The sequence below is a fragment of the Cupriavidus sp. DF5525 genome, from assembly GCF_040149425.2.
GTDB lineage: Bacteria > Pseudomonadota > Gammaproteobacteria > Burkholderiales > Burkholderiaceae > Cupriavidus > Cupriavidus pickettii_A.
In genome coordinates, this window is record NZ_CP168266.1 from 1,770,926 (window position 1) to 1,782,487 (window position 11,562).

11 protein-coding genes are annotated in these 11,562 nt (G+C 68.0%); 7 read left to right on the forward strand and 4 right to left on the reverse strand.

Annotated elements, in window-relative coordinates; genetic code table 11:
• Nucleotides 1-48: 48 nt before the first annotated feature.
• Nucleotides 49-744, reverse strand: a complete 696-nt coding sequence (locus ABNX08_RS29290; RefSeq protein WP_051369981.1) for a sulfite exporter TauE/SafE family protein — start codon at nucleotides 742-744, stop codon at nucleotides 49-51.
• Between the two features lie 451 nt (nucleotides 745-1,195).
• Between ABNX08_RS29290 and ABNX08_RS29295 the strand changes: the two genes are divergently transcribed.
• From ABNX08_RS29295 to ABNX08_RS29310, 4 genes are all read left to right on the forward strand, one after another.
• Nucleotides 1,196-2,734 (forward strand): hypothetical protein, encoded by a 1,539-nt coding sequence (locus tag ABNX08_RS29295; protein WP_022539217.1) that lies wholly within the window; start codon nucleotides 1,196-1,198, stop codon nucleotides 2,732-2,734.
• Between the two features lie 85 nt (nucleotides 2,735-2,819).
• Nucleotides 2,820-3,170 carry a 2Fe-2S iron-sulfur cluster-binding protein gene (locus ABNX08_RS29300; protein ID WP_022539218.1) on the forward strand — a complete coding sequence of 117 codons (351 nt, stop codon included), beginning with the start codon at nucleotides 2,820-2,822 and terminating at the stop codon, nucleotides 3,168-3,170.
• Nucleotide 3,171: 1 nt separating this feature from the next.
• Nucleotides 3,172-3,489: a hypothetical protein gene (locus ABNX08_RS29305; RefSeq protein ID WP_022539219.1), complete on the forward strand. Its 318-nt coding sequence runs from the start codon at nucleotides 3,172-3,174 to the stop codon at nucleotides 3,487-3,489.
• A 40-nt stretch (nucleotides 3,490-3,529) separates the two neighbouring features.
• Nucleotides 3,530-3,832, forward strand: a complete 303-nt coding sequence (locus ABNX08_RS29310; RefSeq protein WP_022539220.1) for a 2Fe-2S iron-sulfur cluster-binding protein — start codon at nucleotides 3,530-3,532, stop codon at nucleotides 3,830-3,832.
• Nucleotides 3,833-4,000: 168 nt separating this feature from the next.
• On the opposite strand, the gene ABNX08_RS29315 is transcribed toward ABNX08_RS29310, so the two are convergent.
• From ABNX08_RS29315 to ABNX08_RS29325, 3 genes are read right to left on the reverse strand one after another with little or no spacing between them, the layout of a single operon-like run.
• A complete protein-coding gene (locus ABNX08_RS29315) occupies nucleotides 4,001-5,722 on the reverse strand; it encodes a cobalt chelatase (protein ID WP_349608875.1) in 1,722 nt (573 codons plus the stop codon).
• Entirely contained in the window at nucleotides 5,719-6,735 is a 1,017-nt protein-coding gene (locus ABNX08_RS29320; protein ID WP_041681828.1) for an AAA family ATPase, read from the reverse strand. The genes ABNX08_RS29315 and ABNX08_RS29320 overlap by 4 nt, the downstream gene beginning before the upstream one ends.
• A 48-nt stretch (nucleotides 6,736-6,783) precedes the next feature.
• Nucleotides 6,784-7,614 carry an IclR family transcriptional regulator gene (locus ABNX08_RS29325; protein ID WP_022539223.1) on the reverse strand — a complete coding sequence of 277 codons (831 nt, stop codon included), beginning with the start codon at nucleotides 7,612-7,614 and terminating at the stop codon, nucleotides 6,784-6,786.
• Nucleotides 7,615-7,958: 344 nt separating this feature from the next.
• On the opposite strand from ABNX08_RS29325, the gene ABNX08_RS29330 reads away from it, so the two are divergent.
• The 3 genes from ABNX08_RS29330 (at nucleotide 7,959) to ABNX08_RS29340 (ending at nucleotide 11,546) form a co-directional block, all read left to right on the forward strand.
• On the forward strand, nucleotides 7,959-9,395 hold the full coding sequence (locus ABNX08_RS29330) for an amino acid permease (RefSeq protein WP_022539224.1): 1,437 nt from the start codon (nucleotides 7,959-7,961) through the stop codon (nucleotides 9,393-9,395).
• Nucleotides 9,396-9,456: 61 nt separating this feature from the next.
• Nucleotides 9,457-11,010 (forward strand): PLP-dependent aminotransferase family protein, encoded by a 1,554-nt coding sequence (locus ABNX08_RS29335; protein ID WP_041681829.1) that lies wholly within the window; start codon nucleotides 9,457-9,459, stop codon nucleotides 11,008-11,010.
• A gap of 128 nt (nucleotides 11,011-11,138) precedes the next feature.
• Nucleotides 11,139-11,546, forward strand: a complete 408-nt coding sequence (locus ABNX08_RS29340) for a nuclear transport factor 2 family protein (protein WP_022539226.1) — start codon at nucleotides 11,139-11,141, stop codon at nucleotides 11,544-11,546.
• The last annotated feature ends 16 nt before the right edge of the window (nucleotides 11,547-11,562 follow it).

Below are 11,562 nucleotides of genomic sequence, written 5' to 3' on the forward strand. Positions count from 1 at the left end.
GGTTGGGATGGGGACAGGGAAAGAGGGAGATCTCTGCGGGCCAGAGCCTCACGAAAAGGCAGTGCGGCCGAGCACACCGAGCGCCCCGGCAGCGCAAAGACCCAGCAGCAGCCGGCGCACCGCCCCGGGCGAAACGTGCCCGCGCAAGCGGTTCGACAGCGCGAAGCCGGCAAACAGGAATGGCGCAAGGGCCGCCGCCAGCACCAGTTGCGGCAAACCGAAGCGCCCCGCCATCGCCAGCATGGAGAGCGACAGCACTGCGCCGCCGGACAGGATGCAACCCATCGTGGCGCGCAGCGGCGCCGGCGCCATGTGCTGCATGACCAGCGCGAACGGGGGCGCACCGGCCGAAGTGATCGTTCCCATGAAGCCCGACAGGGTGCCGGCGATGGTCACATTGGGCGAGGTCGGCAGCAGGCGCCAGCCCAGCAGGCTCAGCGCCACGGCGGCAAGTATCGACACCGAGAACAGCACCCCCAGCGGACCCGGCGCCAGCCACGCCATGGTCAGCACTGCCGCCGCCCCGCCGAGCGCGCGCCCGATCAGGGCGAAGCCTGCGATGCGCCACGCGATCGCCTCCCGCTCACGCAGCGCGCCCATCAAGGAGAGACAGCAGCCCATCGCCAGCAGCGGTCCCGGCACGAGGTCGGGGAAGAAGATTGCCCCCAGCGGTGCCGAAAGCATCGCAAAGCCGATCCCGCCCACGCCTTGCAGGCAGGCGCCCACGAGGATGAGCGCACCCATCCATAGATAAGTGGTGACGGAGAGCCCGGCGGGAAGCAGGGAGAACAACGTGGCGGGCAAGGCAGAGGTCATGGCGGCAGGTCGAAATAGCGGCTTGGAAGGCGCGAATGAAGCGCGTCGGACGGACGGCCTCATAAGGGGCACGCCTCCTGCTTATATTGCTCGCACTTCGTGTGGAAGTCGCCGCAAAACGGTATACAGTCTACATGTCACAGCGGAGCCGAGCAAACGGTTTCATCCCGTCTGCGCACCACTTAAAGGACGTTCGCACCGTCGCAGGGCCAATATATGTGCGGCGTTCGGGCAACTTGCACCAGTCTGGTATAGGCGTAAGTCCGGATGAAAAACCTGTTGTCGCGAGTTCGCACTGGAATATAGTATACCGACACTGGGTTCCAGAACTGGTACGGAACCCAGGGCCCCACAACCCCTCCGCCCCCAGGGAGTCTTCATGTCACAACAAGTCGTGATCGGTGCCGCGCACTGGATCTATCTGTCAGGGGTAGCAGTCATCGTGTTGACGATGATCCTGCGCGCCAATGTTGTCGTCCCTTCCATCGTCGGCACCGCCCTGGTCGTGTTTGCGCTCACCGGCAGCCCGGTTTCGGCGCTGGGCGGAGTGTTTTCCGCGAGCCTGGTTGCCGCCAAGGAGCTGTTCAATATCTTCCTGGTGATCGCGTTCATGACGGCGCTGCTCAATGCGCTCAAGACGCTGCGCTCCGACATCCGCATGGTCGAGCCCTTCCGCGTGGTGATGAAGAACGGGCATTCGGCGTTCTTTATCTTGGCGGGCATCACCTACGTCATCTCCCTGTTCTTCTGGCCGACCCCGGCCGTGCCGCTGGTATCGGCGATCTTGCTGCCGGCCGCCATTGCGGCGGGGCTGCCGCCGCTGGCGGGTGCGATGGCGATCGCCATCGCCGGCCAGGGCATGGCGCTGTCGTCCGACTATGTGATCGGCGTAGCCCCCGGCATCAGTGCCAAGGCGGCCGGCGCAGCGGTGAGCGCCGCGGTGGTGGCCGATCGCGCGCTGGCGCTGTCGCTCATCACCGGCACTATTGCGCTGTGCCTGGCCTACCTGTCGATGCGCAAGCACATCGTGCCCGCCTGCGGCACCCTGCTCGACCGCTGGCAGGCGCGCGCCGGCGGCACCGCCGAGGCGCTGGAAGGCGGCGGCACCTTCGACAAGGCCGAGATCGCCAAGGGCACCGCCCACGCCGAGCCGCTGGCCACCGACAGCAATATCGAAGCAAGCCTGTCGATGGTGGCCCGGCGCCGGGTGAAGTGGTCGAAATGCTTCGCGATCGTGACGCCCGTCGCCTTCCTCGCCGTAGTCGCGGTCATGGTGCTGCCCAAGCTCGGCACTGGCGTGCAGGACCTCAAGGGCGGCGATGCGGCGGCGCTGGTCGGCGGCGTCGCGGCGGTGCTGATGATGCTGGCGACGCTGGCCGCCGAAGGCCCGCGCCGCATGCTCGACGTGTGCCCGGAGCACATCACCGACGGCTTCGTCTTCGCCTTCAAGGCGATGGGCTCGGTGCTGCCGATCGCCGGCTTCTTCTTCGTCGGCGCCGGCGAAACCGCCGCGCAGATCCTGGGCCTGCCGCCGGGCAAGGCGCCGAGCCTGCTGTTCGAACTGATCCAGGCCTACCAGCACATGATCCCGGACAACCACGTGCTGGTCGCCTTCGGCGTGCTGCTGGTCGGCATGATCACCGGCATCGACGGCTCGGGTTTCGCGGGCCTGCCGCTGACCGGCACGCTGGCCGGCGCCCTCGGCCCGGTGGTCGGCTTCGACCCGGCCACGCTGGCCGCGGTGGGCCAGATGGGCGCGGTCTGGACCGGCGGCGGCACGCTGGTGGCGTGGTCGTCGCTGATCGCGGTGGCCGGCTTCGCCCGGGTGCCGGTGCTGGAAGCGGTGCGCGCGCTGCTGATCCCGGTGCTGATCGGGCTGGCCTGCTCCACCGTGGCCGCCATGGTGTTGTGGTCGTAGGCGGCCGCAAGTGCCGCCAGGCCGGACAGATTTCCCCGACTTCTCTTGACGCCGGGTGGGCGCCCCACCCGGCAGGAACCGCACGATGCCGACAGTCACTTTCCACAAGCAGGGCCAGACCTTCGTCGACGAGGTCAAGCCCCAGACCAACCTGGTCGTCCGCGCCGGGATTCGCCAGTTTCCCTACCCCAACCTGCGTTACGAGTGCGGCATGGGCAAGTGCTCCAAGTGCGCCTGCCGCGTGATCGCCGGCGCCGAACACCTGCCGCCGCCCAACTGGAAGGAAAAGAAGCAGCTCGGCGACCGGCTCGAACAGGGTTACCGGCTGGCCTGCCAGCTCTGGATCGAGCACGACATCGAACTGGCGCAGGACGACCTGACCAGCGCGGCCCCGGCCACCGCCGGCACCCTGGCCACGGCCAGCGCGGACGCCTGACATGTTCGTCCTCCTCACCAGCCGCCCCGGCCAGTTCCGCACCGAGCCCACCGCGGGCATGACCGCGGTCGAAGCGTACGACTACGTCTTCTATGGCAAGCGCACCGCACGCTTTGTCATCGCCGAACTGGCCGCCGATACCAAGGTGCGGGTGCTGGAAGAAACGCCGCCCGGCATCGTCAACCTGGTGTCGACCAAGTTCCTGGACAAGTACGCCACGCTGGAGGCCGCCCGCGCCGCGCTACGCGAGCTGGCCAGCTTCGGCAGCATGGACATCGCCCTGGTGCCCACGCCGGTCGCCGTATGCGGGCGGTGCTGATCCCCCGGCCCTCACGTGGTCACGCAACAAATTCATCGCCATGATCCAGATCACCTTCCTCACCAACCACGGCAAGACGGTCAGCGCGCCGGTCAACAGCAACCTGCTGCGCGTGTCGCTGCGCGAGCAAGGTGGCATCCCCTTCAAGTGCGGCGGCGGTTTGTGCGGCACCTGCAAGTGCCGCATCGAAAAGGGCCACGAGCACACCGACGCGGTCAAGCCGAAGGAAAAGAAGCTACTGGCGGAGGCGGAGCTGGCCGCCGGGTTCCGGCTGGCCTGTCAGACTTTTATCAATGGCGACATCGCGGTGTCGTGGCAGCCGAAGGAGGCGGTGCGCGCGTGATTGTGGTGGTGAGCGGCTGCTGAGGGTGGCTGACGGCGGAGGCCCTCGCCAGGCGGCCGCGTCAGGCATGGGGCTTACGATGGCCCAAACACCAGAGCGGCTAGTACGAGCTTTCCGTCATGTACGCGTAACGCGTACATAGTGAAAAACCAGACAGAGCCGGCTACCTCACCGCCGCCGCGCCCCCACCAGCCCCGCCACCTCATCCAACATCGCCATATCCACCGGCTGCGACAAATCCAGCGCCAGCGTATGCCGGTAATACGGACTGAGATCCAGCCCCACCCCCAACCCCAGCACTTCGACGTCCCGCAGCGCCTCATGCCGCGCCACCACCGCCTTCAGGTGGTTGTCGAGGTAGCAGGCGTCATTGGCCTGCCCGGTCGCGGTATCCATCGGGCTGCCGTCCGATACCACCAGCAGGATGCGGCGCACCTTGCCGGTGGCATGCAGCCGCGCGCAGGCCCACTCGACCGCCTCCCCGTCCACCCCTTCGCGGAACAGGTCGGCCTTGAGCAGCGCACCGATATCGGTGCGCGCAAGCCGCCAGCTGCGCTGCGCATCCTTGACCACCATATGGCAGGTCTCGTTGAGCCGGCCCGGATGCGCCGGGCGCCCGCGCGCCAGCCAGTCGGCGCGGGCGCGGCCGCCGTTCCAGGCGTTGGTGGTGAAGCCCAGCACCTCGGTGGCGACGCCGGCCTGGTCGAGCGCGCGGGTGAGCATGTCGATCAGCAGGGTCAGCGGCTCGGCCTGCGCCTTCATCGAACCTGAGCAGTCGATCAGGAAGCCCACCACGCAATCCGCATGGGCCTTGTGTGCTTCACGGCGGAAGAGCCTGCGCTCGGCAGGCGAGCTGACCAGCTGCGCCAGGCGGCGGCCGTCGATGCGGCCGCTTTCCTCGCCGAAAGACCAGCCGTCCACGCGCGGTTGCGCCAGCGCCGCGCGCAGCCGGCGCGCGAGTCGTGCGATGTTGACGCCGGCGCGGGCGATGCGGGCGTCGAGCCGCGTGCGGTACTCGTCCAGCAGCGCGCGCCGTACCAGGGTGGCGGCGCGCACCTCGCGGTCGTAGCGCGTGGTGAAGGCGCGGTAGCCATCGGTGGCCTCGGCCAGTACGCGGCTGTGGCCGCTATCGGCGAGGGCGAAGTCTTCCGCGGGCGGTTCGTCGAAATCGAGCCACAGCGCAAACCCCGCGCGCGCGGCGGAAGCGGCGTTGTCGTCAGCCTCGCCGGCACGTGGCGCTTCGGTACGAACCATTTCCGCCACTGCGCGGGCGAGCGCCAGTGCATGTGCCGCATAGGCCGACTGGTCATGCCGACAAGCACGCAGCCCGACCAGCGATGTGCCCAGCACGGGCACGATGGCGGCGCGCGTGGCTTCGATCAGGTCTTCGGTCTCTTCCAGCACCGGCTCGCCGGTCAGTCGCGACCATGCGACCTGCGCCACAGTGTAAAGCAGGATGCCGAGATGCCCTTCAGTCAGACCGGAGCGATGGAACGCCCGCGACCACGCCATGAAGCGATGGCGCAGGTTGGCCGCCACGCCCGCCATGCCGCGCGGCAACCGCGTCTCACAACGCAGCTGTTCGAGCAGTTCGAACACCAGGCGCTCGACCGGATCGGCGGGGCAAAGCCGGCGATGCAGCGCGGCATCGGAATGCGCCTGGCGCAGCGCCGCGCCGTCAGCGGCGCCACGCAGGCACGTGGCGGTATCGGTTTCCGGATCGGTACGCAGGTGCGGCGCATGCTGCGGCACCGGCCGCATCGCGCGCCAAAGCTGCCCGTCGCGGAAATGCAGCGCGGCGTCGCCCGTCAGCGCGCGCACGGCGGCGCCGGACAGTTCATCCTGCCGCTGGCGCCGGCGCAGTTGCTGCGCGGCCGCGGCGGCGCTCATCGCGCGGACTCCGACTCGGCGGGCGCTGCGGCGGCTTCGCCGGGCAGGTGGCCGAAGCAGCGCTGGTAGTACTCCGCCACCACCGGCCGCTCGGCCTCGTCGCACTTGTTGAGGAAGGTCAGGCGGAACGCCAGCGCGGGATCGTGGAAGATCTGGCAGTTCTCGGCCCAGCTGATCACCGTGCGCGGCGACATCAGCGCCGACACGTCGCCCGCCGCAAACCCGCGGCGCGTCAGCCCCGCCAGCGCCACCATCGCATCGACCAGCGCGTGGCCGGCATCGTTGTCGAGCTCGGGCACGCGCGCCAGCACGATGCCGGCCTCCTCGTCATGCGGCAGGTAGTCCAGCGTGGCCACCACGTTCCAGCGGTCGATCTGCGCGTGGTTGAGCAATTGCGTGCCGTGGTAGAGGCCGTTGACGTTGCCGAGCCCCACCGTGTTGGAAGTGGCGAACAACCGGAAAGAAGGATGCGGCCGGATCACGCGGTTCTGGTCGAGCAGCGTGAACTTGCCGTCGCGCTCCAGGATGCGCTGGATCACGAACATCACATCGGGGCGGCCCGCATCGTACTCGTCGAAGATCAGCGCCACCGGCCGCTGCAGCGCCCACGGCACGATGCCCTCCTGGAACTCGGTCACCTGGCGCCCGTCGCGCACCACGATGGCATCCTTGCCGACCAGGTCGAGCCGGCTGATATGCCCGTCCAGGTTGACGCGCACGCAGGGCCAGTTCAGCCGCGCGGCCACCTGCTCGATATGGGTCGACTTGCCGCTGCCGTGCAGCCCCTGCACCATCACGCGCCGGTCGCGCATGAAGCCGGACAGGATCGCCAGCGTCACCTCGGGCTGGAAGCGGTAGGCCGGGTCGATCTCCGGCACGTGGTCGTCGCGCTGGCTGAAGGCCGGCACCATCAGGCCGGAATCGATGCCGAACACGCTGCGCACCGGAATCATCCGGTCCGGCTTGCCAAACTGGTCTTGCGTCACCTCTTGCTCCTCGTTGCTTGTCGCCATGCCTTGCGCAGCGCGACCAGCGGAGCAAACCGCGTGACGCCGTGCGCGCTATTCGTCCTCTTCCGCGCCGCCGTGCCAGGCGCTGGCACTGTCGGCCTCGATCGCCGCCAGCGCACCGGCTGCGCGCTGCAGTGCGGGCAGCAGCTGCAGCGCTTTGTCGCGCGCCACGCGCATCACAGGGGCCTGCAGCGCCAGTCCCAGGTTGGATTTGCCGCCGTCCGTGGCCGGCACCAGCACGCCGATGCAGACCAGCCCGGGCAGGAACTCCTCGTCGTCCATCGCGTAGCCGTCGCGCTTCACGCGCTCCAGTTCGGCTTCCAGCTGCGCGTGGTCGGTCAGCGTGTTCTGCGTGTAGCGCTCCAGCTCCACGTGCCCCAGCAGCCGCTGCCGCTGCGCCGGCGCCAGTTGCGCGAGGAACAGCTTGCCGGTGGCCGAGCAATGCGCCGGCACGCGCGAGCCCGGATGCAGGTAGAAGCGCAGCGGCGCCGCCGTCTCCACGCGATCCAGGTACAGCACTTCGCCGCCCGAGAACGCGGTCAGGTTGCAGCTCTCGCCGACCTCTTCCACCAGCCGCCGCAGCACCATGTGGCGCGCGCCGTGCGAGGTGCTGTTGAGCAACAGGTTCTCCGCCAGCCGGCGCAGCCGCAGGCCGGTGCCGTATTGCCTGCCGTCGCCGTTGCGCTGGATCAGGCCTGCGGCTTCCAACTGCTGCAGCATGCGGTGCAGCGTGGGCTTGGGCAGGCCGGTCTCTTCCACCAGCGCCTGCAGGTTGAAGGCCTGGTCCTTCTCGGCGATGACTTCGAGCAGGCCGAACAGCCGCAGTGCCGGCGTGTCTCCGTCAGGCTTGGCGTCACTTTTGGTGAGGCGCATATCGTTCATGCCTGGCTCCATCATAGGTAAGTTTCATTTTCAGAGTCAAATCATATCAATTATCGAAACTTCTGGTTGACCTTCCACGGCCGACGGCCTACATTCCAGCAAAAGAACTATTTTTTGGAACTTATGGTTCCGATTTTTAAGCGAACACCGGAGACGAGTCGACATGGACGGATAGCCGATCCCTCCCGGGATTGCGAACACTGAACCGACCACGGCCCCAGGCTGGCACAGGCTGGTAATTACTGCCCCGCCACCTATACAGAAGAGAAGCCGTGGCGCCTGCCCAAAACGCTGTACTGGCTGCAACGCAGTACCGGCAGCAAGCGCAGCACAGGAGACACAACATGATTCAACAACCCCAGTCCGGCAACGGGCTATCCCACGGCCTCAAGCAACGCCACATGACCATGATCGCCCTCGGCGGCGTGATCGGCGCGGGCCTGTTCGTCGGCAGCGGCGTCGTCATCAAGTCGGCCGGCCCGGCCGCGGTCCTTTCCTTCCTGATCACCGGCCTGCTCGTGGTGCTGGTGATGCGCATGCTGGGCGAGCTGGCCTGCGCCATGCCCGGCGGCGGCTCCTTCTACGAATACGCGCGCGAAGCCTGGCGCGACCGCCCGGCGGTGGGCAACCTCGCCGGCTTCCTGACCGGCTGGATGTACTGGTATTTCTGGGTCATCGTGGTGGCGCTCGAAGCCGTGGCCGGTGCCGACCTGGTGCGCTACTGGCTGCCCGACGTCCCCAACTGGATCATCAGTCTCGTCTTGCTGGTGATGCTGACGCTGACCAACCTGGTCTCGGTCAAATCCTTCGGCGAGTTCGAGTTCTGGTTCGCGTCGATCAAGGTGGCCGCGATCATGGTCTTCCTGTTCGTCGCGGGCGTCTATGTACTGGGCCTGGCCCCGGGCGCGCATGGCATGCAGGTGGCCAACCTGACCGCCAACGGCGGCTTCATGCCCCACGGCATCGTGCCGGTGCTGACCGGTGCGGTCGCGGCCACGGGTTTCTACTTCGGCGCCGAGATCGTCACCATCGCCGCCGCCGAAACCGCCGAGCCGCAGAAGGCCGTGGCCAAGGCCACCAACTCGGTGATCACGCGCGTGCTGGTGTTCTATGTCGGCTCGATCCTGCTGGTGGTGTGCCTGGTACCGTGGAATTCCACCGGCATCGCCACGCCGTATGTCAGCGCGCTGAACGTGATGGGCGTGCCGGCCGCCGCGCAGATCATGAACGCGATCGTGCTGACCGCGGTGCTGTCGGCGCTCAACTCTGGCCTGTATGCCTCGTCGCGCATGCTGTTCGCGCTGACACGCCGCGGTGACGCGCCCAAGTCGCTGGCCCGCGTGAGCCGCAACGGCGTACCGACGCGCGCCATCCTGATGGCCACGCTGTTCGGCTACGTTGCGGTGGTGATGTCCTATGTCTCGCCCGATACAGTGTTCGCCTTCCTGGTCAACTCGTACGGCACCGTCGCGATCTTCGTCTACATCCTGATCGCGATCTCCCAACTGCGCCTGCGCGCCCGCCTGGAACGCGAAGCCCCGGAGCGGCTGCGCGTGCGGATGTGGTGCTATCCGTATCTCACCTATGTGGCGATCCTGGGCATGCTTGGCATCGTGATCGCGATGGCATTCATTCCCGACCAGCGCACGCCGCTAGCCCTGGGCGTGGTCAGCCTGGCGATCCTGCTGGTGGCGTACGCGGCGCGGCAACTGTTTCGTCGTGGCGTGGATCCGGTAGTGCCGCTGGCAGAGATGCCCCGACCGGACCTGCACGAGTATTGATGTCTGACGCGGCGCGCCGGTGCAGTATGCTGGCGCGCTTCGCCGTGTCGCCTGCCGCCCCATGAGCCTCAAGTCCCCCACCACGATGTGGTTCCAGCTGTTCCAGCAGCACGCGCTGTCGGGCCTGAGCCTGCAGGGCAAGATCCGCCAGATGCTGGTCTCGGCCATCCTCGACGAGCAACTGCCGCAGGGCGAGCCGCTGCCCAGCAGCCGCGAGCTGTCGGCGCAACTGCGCGTGGCGCGCAATACGGTGGTGCTGGCCTACCAGCAGCTGGTCGATGAGGGCTACCTGGTGGCGCGTGAGCGCAGCGGCTACTTTGTCAACCCGGAGATCCTCGGCACGCGCGTAAGCGGCGTCGCCTCGCTGCGCGGCGAGCCGGTGCCCGCGCGTGCGGGCGAACCCGACTGGGAGCGGCGCTTCGTGTTCCGCCCCACGCAGCAGCGCAATATCGTCAAGCGCGCCAACTGGCGCGACTATCCCTACCCCTTCCTCTACGGCCAGTACGACCCCGTGCTGTTCCCCACCGCCGACTGGCGCGAATGCTGCCTGAAGGCGCTCAGCGTGCTCGACATCCACGACTGGGCGCAGGACATGATCCTGCGCGACGACGAATCGCTGGTGCAGCAGATCCGCACGCGCGTGCTGCCACGCCGCGGCGTGTGGGCCGGCGCCGACGAGATCGTGGTGACGGTGGGTGCGCAGCAGGCGCTGTACCTGCTGGCCGACCTGCTGGTCAGTCCCGACACGCCGCTCGGCATCGAAGACCCCGGCTATCCGGATGCGCGCAATATCTTCGGCTCGCATACCTCGCAGCTGGTGCCGCTGCCGGTCGACGGCGACGGCCTGGTGTTGTCCGACGCGCAGCGCGCTTGCGACTACGTCTACGTGACCCCCGGCCACCAGTGCCCCACCACGGTCACCATGCCGCTGGCGCGGCGCCAGGCGCTGCTGCGCCAGGCCGAGGACGCGGACTTCGTGCTGATCGAGGACGACTACGAAAGCGAGAGCCGCTTCGAGGGCGACCCTACCCCCACGCTCAAGAGCCTGGACCGCAGCAACCGCGTGATCTACGTCGGCAGCCTGTCCAAGAGCCTGGCGCCGGGGCTGCGCATCGGCTATATCGTCGGGCCAGCGGCGCTGATCGCCGAGTTGCGCGGCGCGCGCCGGCTGATGCTGAGGCACCCGTCGGCCTATATCCAGCGCGCGTTCTCGCTGTTCCTGTCGCTCGGACACTATGACGCGCACCTGCGCCGGCTGTCGGCGGCGCACCGCGAGCGCGCCGATGCGGTGCTGGCGGCGCTGGCCACGCATATGCCCGATTTCCGGCCCGTGCCGATCGCCGGGGGCGCCTCTTGCTGGATCGAAGGCCCGTCGTGGCTCGATGCCGATGCGCTGGCGCGGCTGGCGGAGCTGCAGGGCGTGCTGATCGAGCCGGGCAGCGTCTTCTTCATGGCGGAGCCCGCGCCGCGCAACTGCTTCCGGCTGGGCTACTCGTCGATCTCGCTGGACCGCATCGAACCCGGCATCCGCGTGCTGGCCTGCGTGGCGCGTGAGCTGCAGGCTGCCGCCGGCAGCGCACCTGCCGTCACTTCCCGGGCGCGCCCCGCCGCCTGATCGCTGGCGGCGTCGCTGGCCCAAGCGATTGTCCCGAACTGGCGCTACAGCGCGACGCCCGGCTTCCCTATCCTCGAGTCATGGCCGGTCCTGGACGGATCGGCAGACTACACTCAGGAGACCAAGCCATGTCCGACCAGAACCACAACGCCGCCGGCATCGAACTGCTGCAGGCCTTCAACGACGCCTGGAACCGCCACGACCTCGACGCGCTGATGGGCTTCATGGCCGATGACTGCGCCTTCCACGGCGTGGCCGGGGGCGAGCTGCTGGGCCGCAGCTTTATCGGCCGCGACGCGGTGCGCGAAGGCTTTCAGCTCGCGTGGCAGACCTTCCCGGACGCGCAATGGGTCGATGGCGAGCACTTCGTCGCCGGCGCCCGCGGCGTCAGCGAATCGACCTTCCGCGGCACCCGTACCGACGGCGCGCGCATCGAGGCGCGCATGGTGGACGTCTTTACCTTCCGCGACGGCAAGATCGCGGTCAAGAACGCGTACCGCAAGGACCGTCCGCCCGTAGTGGCTCCCGCAGCCTGAGAACAGGAGACGCGCC